This is a genomic window from Roseospira goensis (genome assembly GCF_014197795.1).
GTDB lineage: Bacteria > Pseudomonadota > Alphaproteobacteria > Rhodospirillales > Rhodospirillaceae > Rhodospira > Rhodospira goensis.
The window spans coordinates 18,373-41,624 of sequence record NZ_JACIGI010000006.1 but is presented as its reverse complement, the minus strand read 5'-3'; the positions used below and the strand labels follow the sequence as shown (position 1 = coordinate 41,624).

The 23,252-nt window shown below is 71.2% G+C and carries 24 protein-coding genes and 1 riboswitch; of the genes, 19 read left to right on the top strand and 5 right to left on the bottom strand.

Annotated features, from left to right (window positions below; genetic code table 11):
• Positions 1-59: 59 nt before the first annotated feature.
• Positions 60-518 (bottom strand): hypothetical protein, encoded by a 459-nt coding sequence (locus tag GGD88_RS05130; protein ID WP_184432404.1) that lies wholly within the window; start codon positions 516-518, stop codon positions 60-62.
• Positions 519-928: 410 nt separating this feature from the next.
• Here GGD88_RS05130 and GGD88_RS05125 point away from each other — a divergent pair, with 410 nt between their 5' ends.
• The 4 genes from GGD88_RS05125 (at position 929) to GGD88_RS05110 (ending at position 5,907) form a co-directional block, all read left to right on the top strand.
• A complete protein-coding gene (locus GGD88_RS05125; protein WP_184432403.1) occupies positions 929-2,536 on the top strand; it encodes a tetrathionate reductase family octaheme c-type cytochrome in 1,608 nt (535 codons plus the stop codon).
• Positions 2,537-2,562: 26 nt separating this feature from the next.
• Positions 2,563-3,225: a cytochrome b/b6 domain-containing protein gene (locus GGD88_RS05120; RefSeq protein ID WP_184432402.1), complete on the top strand. Its 663-nt coding sequence runs from the start codon at positions 2,563-2,565 to the stop codon at positions 3,223-3,225.
• Positions 3,226-3,527: 302 nt separating this feature from the next.
• Positions 3,528-5,210: a tetrathionate reductase family octaheme c-type cytochrome gene (locus tag GGD88_RS05115; RefSeq protein ID WP_184432401.1), complete on the top strand. Its 1,683-nt coding sequence runs from the start codon at positions 3,528-3,530 to the stop codon at positions 5,208-5,210.
• Positions 5,211-5,241: 31 nt separating this feature from the next.
• A complete protein-coding gene (locus GGD88_RS05110; RefSeq protein WP_184432400.1) occupies positions 5,242-5,907 on the top strand; it encodes a cytochrome b/b6 domain-containing protein in 666 nt (221 codons plus the stop codon).
• Positions 5,908-5,958: 51 nt separating this feature from the next.
• Here the strand turns inward: GGD88_RS05110 and GGD88_RS05105 are convergent, their stop codons facing one another.
• Entirely contained in the window at positions 5,959-6,912 is a 954-nt protein-coding gene (locus tag GGD88_RS05105) for a zinc ABC transporter substrate-binding protein (RefSeq protein WP_184432399.1), read from the bottom strand.
• 115 nt (positions 6,913-7,027) lie between these two features.
• On the opposite strand from GGD88_RS05105, the gene GGD88_RS05100 reads away from it, so the two are divergent.
• The 14 genes from GGD88_RS05100 to GGD88_RS05035 all read left to right on the top strand — a co-directional run bounded on the left by GGD88_RS05100 (position 7,028) and on the right by GGD88_RS05035 (position 19,463).
• Positions 7,028-7,825: an ATP-binding cassette domain-containing protein gene (locus GGD88_RS05100; protein ID WP_184432398.1), complete on the top strand. Its 798-nt coding sequence runs from the start codon at positions 7,028-7,030 to the stop codon at positions 7,823-7,825.
• Entirely contained in the window at positions 7,818-8,642 is an 825-nt protein-coding gene (locus tag GGD88_RS05095) for a metal ABC transporter permease (RefSeq protein WP_184432397.1), read from the top strand. The genes GGD88_RS05100 and GGD88_RS05095 overlap by 8 nt, the downstream gene beginning before the upstream one ends.
• Entirely contained in the window at positions 8,639-9,073 is a 435-nt protein-coding gene (locus GGD88_RS19090; RefSeq protein ID WP_184432396.1) for a Fur family transcriptional regulator, read from the top strand. Before GGD88_RS05095 ends, GGD88_RS19090 begins: the two co-directional genes overlap by 4 nt.
• 84 nt (positions 9,074-9,157) lie before the next feature.
• Positions 9,158-9,574 carry a ferritin-like domain-containing protein gene (locus GGD88_RS05085; protein ID WP_184432395.1) on the top strand — a complete coding sequence of 139 codons (417 nt, stop codon included), beginning with the start codon at positions 9,158-9,160 and terminating at the stop codon, positions 9,572-9,574.
• Between the two features lie 153 nt (positions 9,575-9,727).
• Positions 9,728-10,351 (top strand): rhodanese-like domain-containing protein, encoded by a 624-nt coding sequence (locus tag GGD88_RS05080; protein ID WP_221237009.1) that lies wholly within the window; start codon positions 9,728-9,730, stop codon positions 10,349-10,351.
• A gap of 202 nt (positions 10,352-10,553) precedes the next feature.
• The gene (locus tag GGD88_RS05075; RefSeq protein WP_184432394.1) at positions 10,554-11,900 is read left to right on the top strand and encodes an NAD(P)/FAD-dependent oxidoreductase; all 1,347 of its coding nucleotides are present in this window, start codon (positions 10,554-10,556) and stop codon (positions 11,898-11,900) included.
• Between the two features lie 23 nt (positions 11,901-11,923).
• Positions 11,924-12,295, top strand: coding sequence for a DUF5368 domain-containing protein (locus tag GGD88_RS05070; RefSeq protein WP_184432393.1), 372 nt, complete (start codon positions 11,924-11,926; stop codon positions 12,293-12,295).
• A 401-nt stretch (positions 12,296-12,696) separates the two neighbouring features.
• Positions 12,697-13,911 carry an MFS transporter gene (locus GGD88_RS05065; RefSeq protein ID WP_184432392.1) on the top strand — a complete coding sequence of 405 codons (1,215 nt, stop codon included), beginning with the start codon at positions 12,697-12,699 and terminating at the stop codon, positions 13,909-13,911.
• A gap of 34 nt (positions 13,912-13,945) precedes the next feature.
• Positions 13,946-14,170: riboswitch (cobalamin riboswitch) on the top strand.
• Between the two features lie 183 nt (positions 14,171-14,353).
• Complete coding sequence (cbiM, locus tag GGD88_RS05060; RefSeq protein WP_184432391.1) at positions 14,354-14,977, top strand: cobalt transporter CbiM; 624 nt, start codon at positions 14,354-14,356, stop codon at positions 14,975-14,977.
• A 15-nt stretch (positions 14,978-14,992) separates the two neighbouring features.
• Positions 14,993-15,628, top strand: coding sequence for a cobalt ABC transporter permease (locus tag GGD88_RS05055; RefSeq protein ID WP_184432389.1), 636 nt, complete (start codon positions 14,993-14,995; stop codon positions 15,626-15,628).
• Positions 15,625-16,422 (top strand): cobalt ECF transporter T component CbiQ, encoded by a 798-nt coding sequence (gene cbiQ, locus GGD88_RS05050; RefSeq protein WP_184432387.1) that lies wholly within the window; start codon positions 15,625-15,627, stop codon positions 16,420-16,422. Before GGD88_RS05055 ends, cbiQ begins: the two co-directional genes overlap by 4 nt.
• Positions 16,406-17,107, top strand: a complete 702-nt coding sequence (locus tag GGD88_RS05045; protein WP_184432385.1) for an energy-coupling factor ABC transporter ATP-binding protein — start codon at positions 16,406-16,408, stop codon at positions 17,105-17,107. Before cbiQ ends, GGD88_RS05045 begins: the two co-directional genes overlap by 17 nt.
• Positions 17,108-17,165: 58 nt before the next feature.
• Positions 17,166-18,458 carry an ArgE/DapE family deacylase gene (locus GGD88_RS05040; protein WP_184432383.1) on the top strand — a complete coding sequence of 431 codons (1,293 nt, stop codon included), beginning with the start codon at positions 17,166-17,168 and terminating at the stop codon, positions 18,456-18,458.
• 612 nt (positions 18,459-19,070) lie between these two features.
• Positions 19,071-19,463: a GFA family protein gene (locus GGD88_RS05035; RefSeq protein ID WP_184432381.1), complete on the top strand. Its 393-nt coding sequence runs from the start codon at positions 19,071-19,073 to the stop codon at positions 19,461-19,463.
• Between the two features lie 18 nt (positions 19,464-19,481).
• Here GGD88_RS05035 and GGD88_RS05030 read toward each other — a convergent pair whose 3' ends face one another.
• The 3 genes from GGD88_RS05030 to metX all read right to left on the bottom strand — a co-directional run bounded on the left by GGD88_RS05030 (position 19,482) and on the right by metX (position 21,987).
• The gene (locus GGD88_RS05030; protein WP_184432379.1) at positions 19,482-20,090 is read right to left on the bottom strand and encodes a hypothetical protein; all 609 of its coding nucleotides are present in this window, start codon (positions 20,088-20,090) and stop codon (positions 19,482-19,484) included.
• Positions 20,087-20,722 carry a methionine biosynthesis protein MetW gene (gene metW / locus GGD88_RS05025; RefSeq protein WP_246423582.1) on the bottom strand — a complete coding sequence of 212 codons (636 nt, stop codon included), beginning with the start codon at positions 20,720-20,722 and terminating at the stop codon, positions 20,087-20,089. The genes GGD88_RS05030 and metW overlap by 4 nt, the downstream gene beginning before the upstream one ends.
• 131 nt (positions 20,723-20,853) lie before the next feature.
• A complete protein-coding gene (gene metX / locus GGD88_RS05020; RefSeq protein ID WP_343056272.1) occupies positions 20,854-21,987 on the bottom strand; it encodes a homoserine O-acetyltransferase MetX in 1,134 nt (377 codons plus the stop codon).
• Between the two features lie 326 nt (positions 21,988-22,313).
• Here metX and GGD88_RS05015 point away from each other — a divergent pair, with 326 nt between their 5' ends.
• Complete coding sequence (locus GGD88_RS05015; protein WP_184432374.1) at positions 22,314-23,171, top strand: chorismate mutase; 858 nt, start codon at positions 22,314-22,316, stop codon at positions 23,169-23,171.
• Positions 23,172-23,252 lie beyond the last annotated feature (81 nt).

Below are 23,252 nucleotides of genomic sequence, written 5' to 3'. Positions count from 1 at the left end.
CGCCTGTGACCGGTCGACGGAAGGCCGACGGAAGAAGGCGGGACCGTTCCGTCGGCCGGTCAGTCGTCGCCGGCACGCGACGGCAGCGCGTGCAGACGCCCGCACACCCCACCGTGCCGCTCTGTCACGGCCCGCTGGAAGGCCGCGTGGCTGCGATGTATCGCCACCGGGAAGCGTTCCCCGAGGATCGCCAGGGTCACCATGACGGCGGAATCGCCTTCGCCGCGGCGCTGTACCAGAGCCTGCAGGGCGCGCATATCGACATGCAGGGCCGCCGCCTCGACCCGCAGGACGGCTTTCGCCCCGCCGTCCAGCAACGGTGCCAGCGCCTCGGCCTGGCGGTCGACGAAGGCCCGGAACGCGGCCACCTCCTCGGTTAGGAACGCGATCTCGGCGGCCACGGTCCCGACCGGCGGGCGCCGACACGCAACGGTATCCATAATGTTCCGCCACCGCGCGATCATGCGGTGATGGTGCAGATCCAGAAGACCGATCAGGTGACCCGCGCCGGGCGCCATCTTCGCTTCCCCTGTGCGGTGTCGATGGAGCATGGACCACGCCCCGACGCCCCGCGATAACGGGGCCTTCCTGTCCGGCATGAGGGGCGTTTTCAATGGGCCGGTAAAACAACAGGGCCTTCCACGGACCGGCCGACCGTGCCCCTGCAAGAACCCTATGAGTGTAGATTGTCGCACTGCGGCATCGCGCGCCATGCGATTTCGCAATGCTGCGCATTTGGAAGCGCGATAGCAATAAACGGCAACAAGAGCCAAGACCGTCCGCATCCAGTCCGCCCCCGAGCCGTTCGGGCGTGCGACCACAGAGGGAGCGTCTCACGCACCCCAGGGACCAAGCGGCGGCGACCACAGGGAGGCAACGCCCGATGATCGACCCAGCCCGTCGCCCGCCCCGGCGACGACGCGGAACGATGGCTATTCTGTGCCTTTGGATGCTCGGTATCGCCGCCGTCGGCGGTCCGGCCGGGACCGGCGCTGCGCGTGCCGCCGACCAGGCCGCCCCCGGCGCCGCGTTGACCGCCCTGCTGGCCACGCCGCTGGTCGCCGACGAGTCCACCGCCGACCACACCGCCTACGACGAACTGGACGGCCCCTTCGAGAGCGGTCCCGAGGTCACGGCCGCGTGCCTGGAGTGCCACGTGAACGCGGCCCGGCAACTGCACGACACCACGCACTGGACCTGGTCGTTCGACAATCCGGCCACCGGTCAGGCCGGTCTGGGCAAACGCAACGTCGTCAACAACTTCTGCATCTCGGTGCAATCCAACTGGCCGCGCTGCACGAGTTGCCACATCGGCTACGGCTGGGAGGACGCCGGCTTCGATCACACCGCCGAGACGGCCGTGGATTGCCTGGTCTGCCACGACACCACCGGGCGCTACGTCAAGACGCCGACCGCCGCCGGCCATCCCGACCCGGCGGTGGACCTTGCCGATGTGGCCCGGAACGTCGGCCCCACCTCCCGCGCCACCTGCGGCGCCTGCCACTTCAACGGCGGTGGCGAGGACGGCGTCAAGCACGGCGACCTCGACACCTCGCTGATCGCCCCGAATTTCGCCCTGGACGTGCACATGGACGCCGCGGGCCTGAACTTCCAATGCGCGACCTGCCACACCACCGGCGGCCATGCGGTGACCGGCAGTCGCTACGCCCCCAAGGCGACCGACACCGTCGGCATCGACGTCCCCGGCCACACCGACGAAACCCGGGCGACCTGCGAGAGCTGTCACGGCCAGACCCCGCACGAGGACCACTCGAAGCTCAACGATCACACCGATCGGGTCGCCTGCCAGACCTGCCACATCCCCGCCTTCGCGCGCGGTGCGCGCAAGACCAAGATGTGGTGGGACTGGTCCACCGCCGGACAGTTGGCCGAGGACGGCACCCCGGTGACCGAGACCGACGCCGACGGCTACACCACCTACACCGCCAAGAAGGGCACCTTCGGCTGGGGCGCCGACGTCACCCCCGAATACCGCTGGTTCAATGGCCTGATCCGCTACACCCGCCCCGGCGAGCCCATCGACCCGTCCGGCGTGGTGACGATCAACGCCGTCGAGGGCGCCGCGTCCGACCCGGACGCCCGCATCTGGCCGTTCAAGGTCATGCGCAGCCGCCAGCCCTACGACGCCGGCCACGGCGTGCTGGCGCTGCCGCACGTCTTCGGGGACGACGACACCGCGTACTGGGGCAACTTCGACTGGCCGAAGGCGCTGGAGGCCGGCATGCGGGCGCAGCCGGTCGCGTTCTCCGGCAGCTACGGCTTCGTCGAAACCGAGACCTGGTGGCCGCTGGCGCACATGGTGGCGCCCAAGGACGACGCTGTCGGCTGCAACGAGTGCCACACCAAACACGGCCGCCTGGCGGCCCTGACCGATTTCTACATGCCCGGCCGGGACACCTACGGGTGGCTGACCCTGGCCGGGTGGGGCCTGGCCGGCCTGACCCTGCTGGCGTGCGTCCTGCACGGCGTGGTCCGCATCGGGGCCGCCATCCGCAGCCGCCTGCGCACCGGCTGACGACCGCATCGAAGGAGACGCACACCATGGTCAAGGAACGCGTGATGGTGTTCAGCCGCTTCGAGCGGTTCTGGCACTGGTCCCAGGCGGTGCTCATCATCGCCCTGATGATCACCGGCTTCGAGGTCAACGGCGCCTACCGGTGGCTCGGCTACGAGCAGGCCGCGCAGTGGCACCGCCTCGCCGCCTGGGTGCTGATCGGGCTGTGGGTCTTCGTGCTGTTCTGGCACGCCATCACCGGGGAGTGGAAGCAGTACATCCCGACCCGGCGCGGCATCCTGGCGGTGGCGCGGTACTACACCACGGGCATCCTCGACGCCTCGGTGCCGCACCCCTACCGCAAGACCCGGATGGCCAAGCACAACCCGTTGCAGCGCCTCGCCTATCTGGCGTTCAACGTGCTGATCTCGCCGGTCATCTGGATCTCCGGCCTGCTCTACATGTTCTACAACGCGTGGGTCCACACCGGCCTGGAGGGGCCGGTGACCCTGGGCACCGTGGCGCTGGTGCACACCGCCGCCGCGTTCGCCATGCTGATCTTCTTCGTCGGTCACGTCTACCTGGCGGCGTTCGCCGGCAAGCCGTTCTACGCCTACCTGAAGGCCATGATCACCGGCTACGACCTGCTCTACATCGACCCCGCCGAGGACCCGTGCCGCGACCGGCGCCCGACCCCGCCGGCGACCTGAGACGGGCGGATACCCCTCCCGGCAAACCTCAAGGAGTGTGCCGCCGGCTGTTGCGGATTGTCATTGTGCTGCCCATAACCGCATTGCCGCTGGGGACATATACGTGATATCTAATATGGGCGGTCTCGGTCGGAGCGGGCCGCCCTGTCTGCGCGATGCGGAGTCCGGACCAGACGTGGGGCCGGCCGCGCACCGTCCCTGGGTCCGTCCCGCCCCGTTCCCGGCACCGCGACGGGCGCCGGATGGGCCGTCGGGTCCGGCGTCCGCCCGTGGGGGACCGGCGGACGAAGGGACACCGGTCCATGAACGGCACCGTTCGACTCCCGCCGGGCACTCTGACCTCCCGGGCTGCCCGGGCCCTGATCTGTTGCATTCTTGCCGCCGTCCTGGTGTGGGCGACCACGGCCCCGGCCCCCGCTCAGGCCGGGTCGGCCGCGGCACAGGGCGCCATCACCGGCACCAGCCGCATCGAGGTCGCGCCGGACTCGACCGCCGACCACACCACGTTCGAGGAGCTGCAAGGGCCGTTCGACAGCGGCCCGGCCGTCACGGCCGCGTGCCTGGAGTGCCATGTCAACGCGGCCGATCAGTTGCACCGCACGACGCATTGGACCTGGGCCTTCGACAACGCGCTGACGGGCCAGACGGATCTCGGCAAGCGCAACGTCGTCAACAACTTCTGCGTCGCCACGGCGACCAATTGGCCACGGTGCACGAGTTGCCACATCGGCTACGGCTGGAAGGACGACGGGTTCGACCTGACCCAGGACACGGCGGTCGATTGCCTCGTCTGTCATGACACCACCGGAACCTACAAGAAGTTCCCCACCGGCGCCGGACACCCCGCGTACGAGGACACCACCTGGCAGGGCAAGCCCTGGCCGGCGGTCGACCTGGCGCGGGTGGCCCAGGCGGTCGGCCGGACCTCGCGCGAGACCTGCGGGGCCTGCCACTTCTATGGCGGCGGCGGCGACGGCGTGAAGCATGGCGATCTCGACTCGTCGATGGCGGACCCGGATTTCTCGCTTGATGTCCACATGGACCGCGACGGGCTCGATTTCCGCTGCTCCACCTGCCACACCACCGGCAGCCATCAGGTCACCGGCAGCCGCTACACGACCACGGCCGTCGACCGCATCGGCATTGACGTGCCGGGCCACACCGACGACACCCGCGCGACCTGCGAGAGTTGTCACGGCATGGCGGCCCACGACGACCACCCGAAGCTGAACGAGCACACGGACCGCGTCGCCTGCACCACCTGCCATGTGCCCGCGTTCGCCCGCGGCGGCCCCAAGACCAAGATGTGGTGGGACTGGTCGACCGCCGGGCAGTTCAACGACGCCGGCAAGCCTTACGTGGTGAAGGGCGAGGACGGCTATCCCCTCTACGTCTCCAAGAAGGGGACGTTCGAATGGGCGGCCGACGTCACCCCCGAGTACCGCTGGTTCAACGGCATCGTGCGCTACACCCAGCGCGGCGAGACCATCGACCCGTCCGGTGTGGTGCCGATCAACGCCATCGAGGGCAGCGCCGCCGACCCTGACGCCCGCATCTGGCCGTTCAAGATCATGCGCGGCCGACAGCCGTACGATTCCGGTCACAACGTGCTGGCGCTGCCGCATCTGTTCGGCAAGGACGAGGCCGCGTTCTGGAAGAGCTTCGACTGGGACAAGGCCCTGCGCGGCGGCATGCAGGCCGAGACGGTCTCGTTCTCCGGGTCGTACGGCTTCGTCGAGACGGAATACGCCTGGCCGATCCTGCACATGGTGGCGCCGAAAGAGGATGCCGTCGGCTGCAACGAGTGCCACACGGTCGGCGGCCGCCTGGCCGGCCTGACCGACTTCTACATGCCCGGGCGCGACACCTTCCCCTGGCTGACCGCAGTCGGCTGGGGCGCCGCCGGCCTTACGCTGCTCGGCGTGCTGGGGCACGGGCTCGCGCGCCTGATCGCCGCCGCGCGCAAGCGCCGCACCGCCGCCTGATGCAGACCGCGAGACACAGGAGTCGTACGCGATGACCAAGGAACGCGTAATGGTCTTCAGCCGCTTCGAGCGGTTCTGGCACTGGTTCCAGGCGGTGCTGATCGTGGCCCTGATGATCACCGGCTTCGAGGTGAACGGCGCCTACGAGTGGCTGGGCTACGAGGCCGCCGCCCAGTGGCACCGCTGGACCGCGTGGGTGCTGATCTGGTTGTGGGTGTTCGCCATCTTCTGGCACCTGATCACCGGGGAGTGGAAGCAGTACGTGCCGACGCCGCGCGGCATGATCGACGTGATCCGGTACTACACCGTCGGGATTTTCGATCCGGGTGTATCGCACCCCTACAAGAAGACCCGGCTCGCCAAGCACAACCCGGTGCAGCGCGTGGCCTACTCCACCTTCAACATCCTGATCACACCGATCATCTGGATCACCGGCCTGCTGTACATGTTCTACAACGACTGGGGCGCCCTTGGCCTCGACGGGCTCATCACCCTGTCCGGGGTGGCGCTGGTGCACACCGCCGCCGCCTTCGCCATGCTGGTGTTCTTCATCGGTCACGTCTACATGGCCGGGTTCACGGCCAAGCCGTTCTACGGCTACCTGAAGGCCATGCTAACCGGCTACGAGGAACTGGAGCCACACCCCGACAACAGCGCCGGACGGCCGGACCGGCCCAACGCGCGGCCGGCACCGTGAGCCGATCGCGCCCGCCCCGACGCCGCGGCGCGATCGGCGCCGCGGCCCCCATCACTCGCCCGCCAGGCAGGATCGCATCGACTCCGCCAGGCCGCGGATCAGGGCCTCGTACAGTCCCGGTCCCGGCTCCAGGTCCGCGCCCAGCGGGTCGAGGGTGCCGGTGCGGGCCGCCGTCCCCTCGGTGACGACGCGCACCAGGCGCGGCTCGAACTGCGGTTCGGCGAACACGCAAACGGCGCCGCTGTCGCGCACCGCCGTCCGGATCTCGGCGATGCGGGCGGCACCGGGGATGGCCGCCGGGCTGACCGTGATGGTGCCCACCGCGTCGACCCCAAAGCGGTGCTCGAAGTACTGATAGGCATCGTGGAACACCAGGAACGGCGCACTGGCGACCGGCGCCAACAGGGCCTCGACCTCCGCGATCAGGGCGTCGATGCGCGCCCGCAGCGCATCGGCGTTGGCGCGGTAGGCGGCGGCATGGTCCGGGTCGGCGGCCGCCAGCCCGGCCGCGATGGCCCCGACCATGGCGCGGGCGTTCACGGGATCGAGCCACAGGTGCATATCCATCGCACCGTGATCATGGTCGCGACCGTGATCATGGCCATGATCGTGATCCGCGTCGGCGGCCGCATGGTCGGCGTGGTCGAACACCCCGCCGCCCCGTGTCGGCAGCCGGGTCAGCCCATCGACCTCCGCCAGCGCCACGACCCGTGCGTTGGTGGCCAGGCTGTCCAGCGGGCCGGCCAGGAACGCCTCCAGGTCGGGCCCGACCCACACCACCACGTCGGCGGTCTCGATCGCCCGGGCGTCGGACGGCCGCAGGCTGTAGCTGTGGGGGGACTGGCCGCCGCGCACCACCAGATGGGGCGTGCCGACCCCCGCCATCACCCCGGCCACGAGCGCATGGATGGGCGGGATGGAGGCGACCACGGCGGGTTGCGCCGCCGCCGCACCGCCGGTCACGATGAGTAGCAGCCCGAAGGCCAGTCCGCACGCGCGTCGCATGGCGTCCCCTCTGTTGGCGCGATGGTCCCCTCGGCCGTCGCGTCGGCCGAGCCCGCATGTTATGATATAACATTCGGCTTGCGCAAGCGGGAGCCGCCATGGGACAAGGACAGCCATGGACACCTCTCAAGCTCCCGCCGCGACCTCGAACGCCGACACGCTCGTCGAAGCCCACGGCATCGGCGTGCACCGGGGCGGCCGCTGGCTCGTGCACGGCATCGACCTGACGGTGCGACGGGGCGAGATCGTCACCCTGATCGGTCCCAACGGATCCGGGAAGAGCACCACCGCGAAGACCGTCGTCGGCGTCCTGGCTCCCGATGCGGGGCGAATGTGGCGCGCCCCCGGACTCCGCATCGGCTACGTACCGCAGAGCCTGGCCATGGACCAGACACTGCCGCTGACGGTCGGTCGCCTGATGACCCTGACCGGACGCCGGCCCCGGGCGGCCGTGCGCGAAGCCCTGGAAGCCGTCGGCATCGCGCCCCTGATCGGCGCCCAGGTTCAGAGCCTCTCCGGCGGCGAATTCCAGCGCGCCCTGCTGGCGCGCGCCATGCTGCGCGACCCCGACCTGCTGGTGCTGGACGAACCGGTGCAGGGGGTCGACTTCCCCGGCGAACTGGCGCTGTACGGCCTGATCCGGGAGATCCGCGACCGCATCGGCTGCGGCATTCTGCTGATCTCGCACGATCTGCATGTGGTCATGGCGGCCACCGATACGGTGATCTGCCTGAACGGTCACGTCTCGTGCCGGGGCACCCCCGAGGCAGTGGTCTCGAACCCGGCCTACCGAAGGCTGTTCGGACATGCGGCGGCGGATACACTGGCGGTGTACCGTCACCGCCACGTGCCGGGGCACGACCACGACCATCCCCCGCCTGACGGCACGGCCGCGGAGTCCGGCGATGCTTGACGACTTCTTCACCCGCGCCCTCGTCGCCGGCATGGGGCTGGCGCTGGCGACCGGCCCGCTGGGCTGCTTCGTGGTGTGGCGGCGCATGGCCTACTTCGGCGCTACCATGGCCCATTCCGCCCTGCTCGGGGTGGCGCTCGCGGTCGCGCTGGAGATGGAGCCGATGGTCGGGGTGTTCGTCGTCGCGGCGCTGGTCTCGGTGGTCCTGCTGCTGCTGGAACGGGTCGGCGCGGTGTCGACCGACACCCTGCTGGGCATTCTCGCCCACGCCGCCCTGGCGCTGGGTCTGGTGGCGGTCGCCGCCCTGAGCTGGCTGCGGGTCGACCTGATGGGGTTCCTGTTCGGCGACATCCTGGCCGTCTCGGTGGGCGACATCGCCGTCATCTACGGGGGCGGCGCGCTGGTGCTGGGGGTGCTGGCGTGGCTGTGGCGCCCGCTGCTGGCCGCCACGGTGAGCGCGGACCTGGCCCGGGCCGAGGGCCTGCACCCGGAGCGCGCCCGCATCGTGTTCATGCTGCTGATGGCGGTGGTGATCGCGATCGCCATGAAGATCGTCGGCATTCTGCTCATCACGTCGCTGCTCATCATTCCGGCCGCCACGGCACGCCGGTTCGCCCAGGGGCCGGAGGGCATGGCCGTGGGCGCCGCCGTGGCCGGGGTCGTCGCCGTCGGGCTCGGGCTGTCGGGCTCGCTGGCCTGGGACACCCCGTCGGGACCGTCGATCGTGGTGGCGGCCTTCGCGCTGTTCCTGCTGGCCCTGGTCCCTGGGGCCTGGCGGCGGCGCCGCGCGCCGGCGGCCGAGGGGGAGACGCCATGACGGTCGCCCCCACGGCCGATGCCCCGCTCACCCGCAATCAGACGCTGGTCCTGGAGGCCCTCGCGGCCGCGCCGGTGCCGCTCGGCGCCTATGCCCTGCTCGACCGCCTGCGCGACCAGGGCCTGCGCGCCCCGGCCCAGGTGTACCGGGCGCTCGACCGCCTGCAGGCGCGCGGGCTGGTGCACCGGTTGGAAACCCTCAATGCCTTCGTCGCCTGCCGCGAGGCCCACCGCGCCGAGGGACCGGTCGTGTTCGTGATCTGCGAACACTGCGGCCGGGCGCGTGAACTGACCGATGAGGTCATCGGCGGCCGCCTGCGCGGCCTCGCGGCCGAGGCCGGCCTCGCGCTGCACTCCAGCAGTGTCGAACTGCGCGGCACCTGCGCGGCCTGCGGCCGCACCGCTGCCGGCACTGACCCGGAGACGCGCTGAACGCCTCCCGCGTTGCGTTTGGACAATTACAATCCGGGCCGCATGGCGGACAACGGGGGGACGCGACACCCGGGAGGTTCGGTCATGCGGAACACCCTGCGCGCGGCCCTGGAAGACGCCCTGGATGATGAGTATCGGGCCGAAGCCGTGTACGAGGCCGCGATCGCCGCGTTCGGTCCGGTGCGACCGTTCGTGCAGATCGTCGAGGCGGAGCGCCGCCACGTGGATGCCCTGCTGCAACTCTTCGAACGCTACGGCTTCGAGCCGCCGCCCAACCGCTGGCGCGGCCGCGTCGACCGCCCGACCGACATGCGCGACGCCTGCCAGGCCGCCGCGCGCGCCGAACAGGACAGCGCGGCCCTCTACGATCGCTTGATCGCCAGCGTCACCGAGGACGACGTCCGGGCGGTGTTCGCGCGCCTGCGCGATGCCTCGCAGGTGCGCCATCTGCCCGCATTCGAGCGTTGCGCCGACCGCACCCGGCACCTTCATCCCGTGTGAACATCGGAACACCTCTCGCTATCGGTCTAAATATAAGGTTTTTATAATATAAAGGCTTGATCCGGAAGCGTCGGGGTCGCCATGGTCGTCCCGATGCCGCGCCCGCCGCGCCGGGCACGTCCCGTCTCTCCCAGCCACAGGAGACCACCGATCATGCCGACCGTGACACCGCACCGCCTGCCCACCCTGGCCCTCGCCGTCGCCCTTGGACTCGGAGTCGGGGCCGTCACCGGCCCCACCACCGCGACCGCCGCCGAGGTGCCGACCAAGGCGACCGCCCAGGTCAAATCCGGCCTGTACGTCACCGCCACCGAGGCCTGGGCACTGATGCAGGCCGAGCCCGACACCCTGCTGATCGACACCCGGGATCCGGTGGAGGTGATGTTCACCGGCTTCGCCACCGAGACCGATATCCACGTTCCCTACCGGGTCGCCGATCCCCGCGATCTGGTCCTCGACAAGGGACGCTGGGAAATGGTCCTGAACCCGGACTTCGCCGATGAGGTGGAGGCCCGTCTGGAGGCGCTGGGGGCCGACAAGGACACCACCAACCTCGTCTTCATGTGCCGGTCCGGCAGCACCCGCAGCGCGCCGGCCGCCGATCTTCTGTACGACCGAGGGTGGCAGAAGACGTACACCATGGTCGACGGGTTCGAGGGCGGCAAGCGCAAGGACGGCCCCTCCGCCGGCGTGCGCGATGTCGATGGCTGGCGCAACAGCGGCCTCCCCTGGAGCTACAAGCTCCCCGCCGATGTGGTTTACATGACGATGGAGTAGCCGGGGCGTATCCGGGGGCGGAGCCGGCCCGGGAGCGTCGGCGCCCCATTTCTCGCGGGCACCGGTTGACAATTGTCAAGGCAGCGTGGCGACTCTCATATTAGTCCTTTCTTATGTACAACAATAAGAACAGCGTGCCGCCCCCGGGTCCACACGGCGGACCGGACGGCACCCCCCAGATACGGAACGGGAGGACCACGATATGGATCCACGCGATACGTCTCCCGGCGGTCCCGGCCTGGATCGTCGCGCGCTGCTGAAGCTGGGGGCCGCGGCCCCCGTGGTGGCGGCTGCGACCGCGTCCGGTGTCCGTCCGGCGCGCGCCGCGCGGCGGGTCGAGACGCGGGCGCGCATCGTCATCGTCGGCGCCGGTGCGGCCGGCCTGGCGACGGCCTCGCGCCTCGCGGAGCGACTGGACGGCGCCACCATCACCCTCGTCGACGCCCGCAAGCGCCACCTGTACCAGCCGGGTTTCACCCTGGTGGCCGCCGGGCTGAAGCCGCGCGACTACCCGATCTCGTCCACATCGAAGTACGTCCATCGCGGCGTCGACTGGATCGAGGAGGCCGCCGCCGAGATCGACCCGGACGCCGGCAAGGTGGTGACGGCGAGCGGGCGCGAGGTGGCCTACGACTACCTGGTGGTCGCCGCCGGCATCCACCTCGACTACGCCGCACTGGACGGCATGGAGGTGGAGCGCATCGGCCGCGACGGCCTGGGCAGCCACTACCACGGCCCGGAAGCCGCCTATGCCACCTGGCAGGCCATGTCGCGTTTCGTCGACGAGGGCGGCACCGGCCTGTTCCTGCGCCCGGCCACCGAGATGAAGTGTGCCGGCGCTCCGCTCAAGTATACCTTCCTGACCGACGACCGCATGCGCCAGCGCGGCACCCGCGGCAAGGCCAACATCGTCTACGCCGCCCATTCCGCCAGCCTGTTCAGCGTGCCCATCGTGCACGAAAAGGTGCGCATGCTGTTCGACGACCGGGGCTTCGACGTGCGTTACAACCACGTCATGACCGGCATCGACCTCGTCAAGAAGGAGGTCGTGTTCGACACGCCGGACGGGCCGCAAGCCGTCGGTTACGACTTCGTCAACGTCATCCCGCCCATGCGCGCCGCCCCGGTCGTGCGCAACAGCCCACTGCCCTGGCAGAGCGGTAAATGGGCGCGCGACGGCTGGGTCGAGGCCGACAAGCACACCCTGCGCCACCCGCGCTATCCGAACGTGTTCGCGGTCGGCGACGTCGCCGGCGTGCCCAAGGGCAAGACCGCCGCCAGCGTCAAGTGGCAGGTGCCCGTCGCGGTCGACCACATCGTGGCCGATATCGCCGGCACCACCAGCGACGCCGCCTACGACGGCTACACCTCGTGCCCGCTCATCACCCAGATGGGCCGCGCGATGCTGATCGAGTTCGACTACAACAACAATCTGACGCCGTCGTTCCCCGGGGTGGTCGCGCCACTGGAGGAACTCTGGATCACCTGGGTGATGAAGACCATTGCCCTGAAGCCGACCTACATCGCCATGCTGCGCGGCGACGCCTGATCCGGAGCGGGGAGGAACGAGACATGCAAGGATTCGACCTGGCCGTCTTCTTGGCGGTGTTCCTGGAGATGATGGGCACCATTCTGTGGGTGCTGGTCGCATTGGCGGTCGTCGGCCTGGCGGGATTCCTGGCCGTGGTCTGGTGCGAACGCACCGTGGTCAGCCGTCGCCTGCTGCGCGCCGAGGTGATCGGCGTGATCGGCGGCTTCGCCGCCCTGGCGCTGATGGCCTATGTGACGGTGTCCGGCTTCACCGATGCCGGCGGCCCGGTGGACTGGCTGCTGATCGGCATCATCTGGGGCATGGGCCTGGTGGGCACCACCATCCTGGCCTACGCCGCCATGGGCCTGTGGGACATGGCGCGCGGCCGCTGCGTGGCGCGGCGAGCGAGGTGACGCGCGTCCACGCGGGAGCGTGGGCAGAAGACCTCATTCGCTCTGGGTCCCACGCTCCGGCGTGGGACCCTTTGCTTGAGCCGGACCCGCCCACGCGGGAGCGTGGGCGGGAGAACGAACCAAGGATCCTCGGTCCCACGCTCCGGCGGGGGACCCTTTGCTTGAGCCGGACCCGCCCACACGGGAGCGTGGGCGGGAGAACGAACCAAGGATCCTCGGTCCCACGCTCCGGCGTGGGACCGCGTAGCGTCGGGACGCCCACGCGGGAGAGTGGGCGTAAGAACCAAGTCGTCTTGGTTCCGCGCTCCGGCGGGGGATCGCGCGGGCGCACCGAACCGGGGTTGCAATTTTTCGCCCAACCGGATCAAGTCGCGCGCCATGCCCCCGCCGGAGCCCGCCCCGTGTCGCCTGCCGCCGACCTCGCCGACCGCACCCGCTGGGGTGTCGTGCTTTCCCTCCTGTTGGGTGGCATCATCGCCGCCCTGCATGTGGGCAAGGTGCCACCCGCCCTGCCCGCCCTGCGGACCGAACTCGGCCTGGATCTGATCCCGGCCGGGTTCGTCGTCTCCACCTTCAATGTGCTCGGGATGTCGCTGGGTCTCGCGACCGGGGTGGTCGCGGACCGTCTGGGCCGGCGCCGGCTGGTCGGTCTCGGTCTCGCCTGCCTGGCGGGCGGCGGCACCCTGGGGGCCACCAGCGCCGGCTTTCCCCTGCTGCTCGCCAGCCGCGTGCTGGAGGGCCTGGGGTTCATGGCCGTCTCGGTCGCCAGCCCGGCGCTGGTGCTGGCCGCCACCGCGCCGCGCGACCGCCCGCTCGCACTCAGCCTGTGGAGCGTGTTCATGCCCGCCGGCATGGCCCTGGCCATGGTGGCCGCCCCGCTGGCGCTCGACGTCGTGGGTTGGCGTGGCCTGTGGTGGACCATCGCCGCCCTGGCCGCCGCCGGGATCGGCGCGGTCCTGGCGGCGACGCGCGGCCTCGCCCTGCATGCCCCACCCGCCGGACCGTCGCGCCGGGCCCTGCTGGAAAGCCTGCGCCGGCCCGCCCTGCTGCTGCTGGCCGGCACCTTCGGCGCCTACGCCTTCCAGTGGATCGCGCTGATGGTGTGGCTGCCCACCTTCCTGCCGGCCGCTTTCGGGGTCGAGGCACGGACCGCCGCCCTGCTGACGGCGCTGGTGGTGGTCATGAACGTGCCCGGCAACCTGTTGGGCGGGTGGCTGTTGCGCCGGGGCCTGCCCGCCTCGCGCGTGATCCTGGTCGCCGCCCTGGGGATGGCGCTGTGCGCGACCGGCCTGATCCTGCCGGTCCTGCCGGACCCATTGCGATTCGCCCTGGTGCTGCTGTTTTCCGGCACCGGCGGCCTCATTCCGGCGGCGCTGTTCGCCACCGTGCCGGGGGAGGCGCCGTCGCCGCGCCACATGGCCGCCGCCAACGGCCTGCTCATGCAGGGCTCCAACATCGGGCAGTTCCTCGGTCCGCCGGTGGTCGCCGCCGCGGTCACCGCCGCCGGCGGCGCCTGGACCGGGGCGCTCGGCCCCATGGTGACGGCCGCCGCCCTGGCCGCCGGAGCCGCCGTGCTGGGCGCCCGCCTGCCGGCCCCGGCGCGCCCGTCCCCGTGACCCAAGGCCCTTGACACCAAGGGGGTTTCGGGCGCTTCCTAGGGGCGTCGACGGTTCCCGGACGCCACGCGTCCGGGTGAAAAGGGAACACGGTGCGGCGTACCCATCAGGGACCTAATCCGTGGCTGCCCCCGCAACTGTGAGCGGCGAGCCGGCTTCACAACGCCACTGGACGTCGGGGGGACACCTCCCGCCCGGGAAGGCGAAGCCCCGGCGACGACCCGCGAGCCAGGAGACCTGCCGCCGATCCGCGCCGCCGGGATGACCGGCGTTGCGGCCTCACCGGACGCCGGGGTGCGCGTCTGGCGTTGGAAGCCGGCGGCACCCGGACTCTCTATCTGTCTCGTCCGACCGCCCCTCTCGGCGCCATCACTCCCCGACCGTCCTTTCATTGACGTCGCGCCCGGACTCCGCGTCCGGGCCGGAAGAAAGGAAGGTCGCCATGCATATCGTCGACGGCGCCCTGAGCGCCCCTGTCCTGATCGGCGGCGGACTGGCCGCCGCCGGCGGTCTCGCGCTGGGCCTGCGGTCCCTGACCCTGGAGAGAATCCCGGCCGCCGGCGTGCTGAGCGCGACCTTCTTCGTCGCCGCCCTGGTGCACGTCCCGCTCGGGCCATCCAGCGTGCATCTCATCATGAACGGCCTGGCCGGACTGGTGCTCGGCTGGGCCGCCTTTCCCGCCCTGTTCGTGGGCCTGCTGTTGCAGGCGGTGTTCTTCGGCTTCGGCGGGGTAACCGTGCTGGGGGTCAACACCGTCACCATCGCCCTGCCGGCGGTCCTGGTCGGACTGCTGCTGCGGCCGCTGGTCACCGGGCCGGACGCCCGCCTGGCGGCGCTGGCCGGGCTGGCCGCCGGTGCCCTGGCGATCGTGCTGACCGCCGTCAGCGTCGCCGCGGTGCTGTGGCTGTCCGGCGACGCCTTCATCCCGGCGGCGAAGCTGGTGGTCCTGGCGCACCTGCCGGTCGCGGCGATCGAGGGACTGGTGTGCGCCGCCGCCGTGACCCTGATCCACCGCGTCAAGCCCGCGCTGTTCGGCGTCCTGCACGCGCCCGCCCGCGCCGCCTGAGAGGGAGAACCCGTCATGCCCCGCCCCGCCGCCACACTCGCCGCCGTCCTGCTGGCCGCTGTCATGCTGGCGCCCCCCGCGCTGGCCCACAAGGTCGTCGCCGCCGCCTATCCATCGGGTGACGTCATCGAGGGCGAGGTGGGGTTCTCCAACGGCGACATGGCCGCCGACACGCCCATCGCCGTGTTCGATCCGAGCGGCACCAGGATGGGCGAAGCCCGCACCGACGCCGACGGGTTCTTCACCTACACGCCGACCCGGGCGGTGACCCACGTCTTCCGCGCCGACCTGGGCGCCGGCCACGTGGTCGAGTTCACCCTGGCCGCCGAGGATGTGCCGGCGGTCGCCGCCGACCCGGCGCCGGCCGGGGGCGCCTGGGCGGCTCAGGCCAGCGAGGCCCGGGGCCTCACCGGCACGACCGCCGGCGCCACCGTCGCCGTGACACCCGAGATCGAGGCCATGATCGCCGCGGCGGTCCGCAACGAGGTCCGGCCGCTGCGCCGGGAGATCGCCGCCTACAAGGAGAAGAACGACCTTCAGACCATTCTTGGCGGCATCGGCTACATCGTCGGGCTGTTCGGGTTGGCGTTCTTCCTGCTTGCACGTCGCCAGACGGCCGGTGGGGGCGCCGCCCCGGCCGCCGCGGAATGAGCCACGTCCTGGGCCAGGACGGCGCCGCGGGCGGCGCGTCGCCGGCGGCGCTGCCACGGGCGCCGGTGCAGGCGCTGGACCCGCGCGCGCGCATCCTCGGCGCGGTCGCCTTCGCGCTGGTCACGGTGGCGCTGGACAGCCTGTGGGTGCTGCTGCTGCCGCTCGTCCTGGCGGGGGTGGCCCTGGCGGCGTCGCGCCTGCCCGTCGGACCGACCCTTAAGCGCATGGCGATGATGGACGGGTTCATTCTGGTGCTGCTGGTGCTGCTGCCGTTCACGGTGCCCGGTCCGGCGGCCGTCACGCTGTTCGGCTGGCCCGCGTCATGGGCCGGGCTGGAACAGGCGGCGGCCATCGCGCTGAAGGCCAACGCCATCGTTCTCATGCTGCTGACCCTGGTCGGCTCGATGGAGCCGACCACCCTCGGCCACGCCCTGGCCCGCCTGCGGGTGCCGCTGACGCTGGTCCATCTGCTGCTGTTCACGGTGCGCTACATCGCGGTCATGGACGCCGAGTACCACCGCCTGCGCCGGGCCATGAAAACCCGCGGCTTCCGCCCGGGCACCAACGGCCATACCTTCCGCAGCTTCGGCTATCTCATCGGCATGCTGCTGGTGCGCGCCTTCGACCGCGGCGAGCGCATCCTGTCGGCGATGAAATGCCGTGGCTTCACCGGACACCTGCCGCTGCTCGACTCGTTGCGCTTCGGCGCCCGCGACGCCGTCTTCGGCGCCGCCCTGGCCGCCGGTCTCGGCCTCCTGCTCACCCTGGACACCCTCCATGCCCCGCCTGTTTGAGGTCGTCGACCTGCGCTTCGCCTACCCGCACCGGCCGCCGGTGCTGGCGGGCGCGCGCCTGCACCTGGACGCCGGCGAGCGCCTCGCGATCACCGGCCCCAACGGCGCCGGCAAGAGCACCCTGCTGCAGGTGCTGGTGGGACTGTTGCGACCACAGGAGGGCCGTGTGGTCGCGTTCGGCCGGGAGCGCCGGGCCGAAGCGGACTTCCACGAGGTGCGCCGGCGCGCCGGCTATGTCTTCCAGGACCCGGACGACCAGCTGTTCTGTCCCACGGTGGCCGAGGACGTCGCCTTCGGCCCACTCAACCTGGGCCAGTCGCGGGCCGAGGCGCTCGCGACCGTCGAGCGGGTGCTCGCCCAGGTGGGCCTGGAGGGCTTCCGCGACCGGGTGACGCACACGCTCTCCGGCGGCGAGAAGCGGCTGGTCTCCCTGGCCTGCGTGCTGGCCATGGACCCGGACGTGCTGCTGCTGGACGAGCCCACCAACGCGCTCGACGAGGAGACCACCGACCGCATGGTCGCGGTGCTGCACGACCTGCCACAGGCCATGATTCTCGTCTCCCACGACCCGCACTTCCGGCGCAAGGTCGCGACCCGCACCCTGCGCCTGTCCCGGGGCCGGCTGGACGTGCCGGACCCGGCCTGCCGGCATGCGGTGCGGGAGCCGGAGGGACGCACGGGTTGACGGCGGCGGCGCCCCGCGCGAGCGTGAGGACGTCGCGCACCGCCCCGGAGCCTCTGTGATGACCGCCCTCGACCCGTCCCTGTCCCGCGAGATCCTGGCCGCCGTGGAGGACGGGTTCGCCGATCAGGTCGCGGTCCTCGAAAACCTGGTGCGCTTCCCCACCCTGCGCGGGCAGGAGCACACGGCGCAGGATTACATGTTCGACGCGCTGGCAGCGCGCGGCTACGCCCTCGACCGCTGGACCCTGGACGTGGAGGCGATCCGCCACCATCCCGGATTCTCGCCGGTGACGGTGGACTACGGCCAGGCCCTCAACGTGGTTGGCACGCATCGCCCGCGCGAGGCCAAGGGCCGTTCGCTGATCCTGAACGGGCACATGGACGTGGTGCCGACCGGACCGGCGGACATGTGGGCCAGCCCGCCGTTCCAGCCGCGCCGCGAGGGCGACTGGCTGTACGGCCGCGGGGCCGGCGACATGAAGGCGGGGCTGTCGGCCAACATCTTCGCCGTGGACGCGCTGCGTCGCCTGGGCTACCAGCCGGCCGCGCCGGTCTACCAGCAGTCCGTGGTCGAGGAGGAGTGCACCGGCAACGGCGCCCTGGCCTGTCTTATGCGCGGCTACCGTGCCGACGCCGCGATCATCCCGGAGCCGGAGGACGACAAGCTGGTGCGCGCCAACGTCGGCGTGATCTGGTTCCAGGTCACCGTCCGCGGCGTGCCGGCGCACGTGCGCGAGGCCGGACGCGGCGCCAATGCCATCGAGGCCGCCTTCCGCCTGATCCAGGGCCTGCGCGGGCTGGAGGCCGCGTGGAACACCCGCAAGGGAGCGCATCGGCACTTCGAGCACCTCGACGCGCCGATCACCTTCAATCCCGGCAAGATCGTGGGCGGGGACTGGGCCTCGTCGGTGCCGGCCTGGTGCACCTTCGACGGCCGCTTCGGGCTCTATCCGGGGATCGACCCGCGCGATGCGGCCCGCGAGATCGAGGCCTGCCTGCGCCGCACCGCAGCGGACGACCCGTTCCTGGCCAACAATCCCCCCGAGGTCACCTACAACGGCTTCATGGCCGAGGGGTACGTGCTGGAGGAGGGCTCGGCGGCCGAACAGACCCTGGGCCGCGCCCACGCCCAGGCGTACGGCCGCGCGCTGGAGGCGTTCACCACCACCAGCTACCTGGACGGCCGGGTGTTCGTGCTCTACCAGGGCATCCCGTGTTTGGTCTACGGCCCCCGGGCCGAGGCCATCCACGGCGTCGACGAGCGCGTGAGCCTGGAGTCGGTGAGGCGCGTCACCGGCGCCATCGCCCTGTTCATCGCCGAGTGGTGCGGGCTGGAACGGGTGACGCGGTAGGCGCTCCCGCGTGGGCGCTTGGGTGGCGTGCGGTCCCACGCCGGAGCGTGGGACCGAGAAAGAGCGGGTCTCGCGCCCACGCTCCTGCGTGGGCGCTTGGGTGGCGTGCGGTCCCACGCCGGAGCGTGGGACCGAGACAGAGGCTCTCGCGCCCACGCTCCCGCGTGGGCGCCATGGAGCGGCGTACCGGTCCCACGCCGGAGCGTGGGACCGAGACAGAGGCTCTCGCGCCCACGCTCCCGCGCAGGCGCCATGGAGTGGCGTACCGGTCCCACGCCGGAGCGTGGGACCGAGACAGAAGCGCTCTCGCGCTCCCGCTCCTGCGGGGGCGCTTGGGTGGCGTGCGGTCCCACGCCGGAGCGTGGGATCGAGACAGAGGCTCTCGCGCTCACGCTCCCGCGTGGGCGCCATGGAGCGGCGTACCGGTCCCACGCCGGAGCGTGGGACCGAGACAGAGGCTCTCGCGCGCCCACGCTCCCGCGTGGGCGCTTGGGTGGTATGCGGTCCCACGCCGGAGCGTGGGACCGAGACAGAGGCTCGCGCGCCCACGCTCCTGCGTGGGCGCGGCAGCGAACCCGGACACGCCCGTAGCCGTCTTCAGGGAGACACGACATGGATCGCTACCTTGGCGGCTGCCTGTGCGGCCGCGTCCGTTTCGCAGCGTCCGGCCGTCCGGTCCGGGTCGGTCTGTGCCATTGTCTCGACTGCCGCAAGCACCACGGCGCCCTGTTCTACGCGGCGGCGGTGTTCCCGCAGGCGGCGGTGACGATCGAGGGCGAGACACGCGACTACCGCGGCCGGCACTTCTGTCCGCACTGCGGCTCGTCCGTGTTCGCCCGCAGCGACAACGAGATCGAGGTGCACCTGGGGTCCCTGGACGCGCCCGACCAGGTCGTGCCGACTTACGAGATCTGGACCGTCCGGCGCGAGGGCTGGTTGCCGCCCTTCCCGCTCGCGCGTCGATATGCTCGCGATCGCGACGCGACGGATGGCGGCGCGGGCTAGCTGGCGCGGCCGCGGCGGTCAGGTGGGGTCCGGGATGGGCACGTAAGTGATGCCGTCGTCGGGGGTCTCGATCACCCGGCCCAGCAGCATGCCGTCCGCCAACGCGACCGCCTCGGGCAGGGGCCGCCCCGCCGTAAGAGTCAAGGCGCCGTCGGCCTCCGTCACGGACCCCGCCGCCGACACCCCCACAGGCGCCGTCAGCCACGGCCGGCCGCCGCTGTCGGTGATCCGCCATGCCATGAAGCTGCGCAGGTCGAGCAGAATGTCGCCCGCCGGATCGGCGAGACGCACATAGGGGCCGTCGCGGCCATCCGCCGGCAGCCAATACACCGCGAGCCCGAAGCGGCGGTCGAGGGGCGCCGGAAACAGCGCGGTGTCGATGATCCGCTGCCCGGCCCGTTCGACCACGACGTGGCGCCGGCAGACGGCCGCGAGCCGGCCGCCGCCGGCCACCGACAGCGCCAGCCGGCCGCCCCGGTCAGGCAGGTCGACCGCCACGGTGGTGCGCGGCGGCTCGATCACCCCGCCCCCGGTCAGCACGCCCACCCGAACGGCAGCCGCCAGCGCGGTTCCGACCACCACGAGCAGCGCGATCAGCCCCAGCCATGCGCGGGTGCGGCGGGTCACGGTCGCCGACCGTCGTTGGACCCGCCATTGGGTCCGCCATTGGGCACAGGCCCACCTTTGGGATCGCGCCGGCGCAGCAGGAACACCGCCTGCGCGCTCAGCAGATTAGCCCACGGCCCGGTGGCGGACAGCCGGTTGACGGTGCCGTTCTCGTTCAAGGCGACCCCCTTCTCGATCACCAGGTCCATGCGGCGCGCCAGCGCAACGAAGTCCTTAATCGTACAGAAGTGGATGTTCGGCGTCTCCCACCATTCTTCCGGTAGGCCCGGCGTCACCGGCATGCGGCCCTTACTGACCAGGTGCCAGCGCGCCTTCCAGAACCCGAAGTTCGGAAACGACACGATCGCATGCGCGGCCACCCGGAGCAGGTGGTCCAGCACCTCGCGCGGACGTTGGGTCGCCTGCAGGGTCTGGCTCAGGATGGCGTAGTCGAAGGCGCCACCGGGATAGTCCGCCAGATCGGTGTCCGCGTTGCCCTGAATGACGGAGACGCCGCGCCGCACGGCGGCCCGCACCCCCGCCATCGACAGTTCGATGCCGCGCCCGTCGACCCCCTTGGTGACGGCCAGGTATTGCAGCAGGGCGCCATCGCCGCACCCCACGTCCAGCACCCGCGCCCCCGGCGTGACCATGTCCGCGATCAGGCGCAGATCGAAGCGCAGATCGCCGTTGCCGCCCGCGGGGCTGACGCCCGGGCCGCCCTCCGGACCGCCCCCCAGGTTGTTCTCCCAGCCGGTCCCTGGGCCGACGACGGGCGCGTGCATCAGACGGCCTCCGGGGCCAGGGCTGGCAGGCCCCGGTGACGCGCCGCCCCGTCGAGGAACCCACGCAGGGTCTCGTGGAACTCCGGCTCCTCCAGGAGGAAGGCATCGTGCCCCTTGTCGCTCTCGACCTCGACGAAGCTGACGTTGGCCGCGACGCTGTTGAGTGCGTGCACGATGGCCCGGCTCTCCACGGTCGGGAACAGCCAGTCGCTCGAAAAGCTGATGACGCAGAAACGCGCCGGCGTGTGTCGGAACGCGTTGGCCAACTTGCCGCCGTGCTCGGTCGCCAGGTCGAAGTAGTCCATCGCCCGGGTGATATAGAGGTAGGCGTTGGCGTCGAACCGGTCGACGAAGGTGGAGCCCTGGTGGCGCAGGTAGCTCTCCACCTGAAAGTCGGCATCGAAGCCGTAGGTGATGGCCTCGCGGTTCTGCAGCCGGCGCCCGAACTTGCGATGCAGGGCGGTCTCGGACAGGTAGGTGATATGGGCGGTCATGCGCGCCACGGCGAGGCCGCTGTGCGGCGTGACCCCATGCTCGTGATAGGCCCCGCCGTGCCAGTTCGGGTCCGCCATGATGGCCTGTCGCCCGACCTCGTGAAAGGCGATGTTCTGCGCCGAGTGCCGGTAGGAGGCGGCAATCGGCACGGCCGCGAACACGCGCTCCGGATACGCGGTGGCCCACTCCAGCACCTGCATGCCGCCCATCGACCCGCCGATCACGCAGAACACCTGGTCGATCCCGAGCGCGTCCAGAAGCCGGGCCTGGACCGTGACCATGTCGCCGATGGTAATGACGGGAAAGCCCAGACCCCAGGGCCGGCCGGTCGCCGGGTTGATGTCGCGCGGTCCGGTGGTGCCCATGCAGCCGCCCAGCACATTGGCGCACAACACGAAGAACCGGTTGGTGTCGATCACCTTGCCGGGCCCGACCAGCCGGTCCCACCAGCCGGGCTTGCCGGTGACGGGATGGATCCCGGCGACGAACTGGTCACCGGTCAGGGCGTGACAGATGACAATGACGTTGGACCGGTCCGCGTTCAGGCGGCCCATCGTCTGGTAGGCGACGGTCACCGGCCCGAGTTCCAGACCGCTATCCAGGCGGATCGGCTGGTCCTCCCCAACCCGGATGGTCATGTTCTGCGGAGTGTCCACCGGCATCACTCACGGGTTGGGATGGTCGGGACGGGCCGGATCCGCGCCGGACCGACCCGTCAGGCGGTCGGCGGACAGCGGTCGGAGGACAGCGGGCGGCGCCTTGCGGGCGGCGCCCGCCCCCACACGGCCGGCGACCACGGCGCCACCGCCGCGCCGGCCACGGCGCGCGGGCATGGGTCGTCACCAGCCTTCCTGAGCGCCGCAACACCTAGGGCCGGCGCCGTCGAGTGTCAACGTTTTCTTTGATTTCGGGGGCTTTGGCGCTTACACCTGAGCCGCCTCCGCCCACACGGGAATCACCCTCCATGAGTCGCTCCGACGATACGCTTGAAACACTGCGGCGAGACATCGACTCCCTGGACGACCAGATCCTCGACCTGTTGATGCAGCGCGACGCGGTCACCGCGCGCGTCGCCGCGCTCAAGCAGGGCGGACCGACGCTGCGGCCAGGGCGCGAGGCCATGATCCTGCGCCGCCTGGTCGGGCGCTGGCGCGGCCGCCTGCCGAAACGCACGCTGGTGCGCATGTGGCGCGAACTGCTCGCCGGCGTCGTCAGCACCCAGGGGCCGTTCGGCCTGGCGGTGTGGATGCCCGAACGCGGCGCCGGCTACCTGGAGGTCGCCCGCAACCAGTACGGCGCCTTCACGCCGGCCACCAGCCATCAGTCCGCCACCCAGGTCGTGCGCGAGGTGACCGGCGGCACCGCCACCCTGGGCGTGCTGCCGTTGCCGCGCTGGGAGGACGAGGCCCCATGGTGGACCCAGATCCTGTCACGGGCCGCCGACGCTCCGCGCATCGTGGCCCGGCTGCCGATCACCGGGCCGGGACCGCAGGGCATCGAGGCCCTGGTGATCGCCCGCATGGCGCCCGAGGCCACCGACGACGACCGCTCGGTGATCGCCGTCGAGACCGGCCGCGACATCAGCCGCTCGGCCTTCACCGACGCCCTTGGCGCCGCCGGCCTGCCGCCGCGCGCGGTCTGGGACGCGCGCGCCACCGGAGACGAGACCCGCCACCACCTGGTCGAGGTGCGTGGCTTCGTCGAGCCGGCCGATACCCGGCTCCAGGCCCTTGCCGGTGCCGCCGATGCCGGCGGCATTCGCGCCGCGCTGCTGCTGGGCGCCTATGCGGCGCCGCTGTCCGCCGAAAGCTTGACGGACTGAACGCAAATGGCCGAAGACAGGGACGCGGGGCCGCACCGCGGTGCCGTCCCGCGCCTGTGGTTCTGAGTCCGTTCCCTCCGT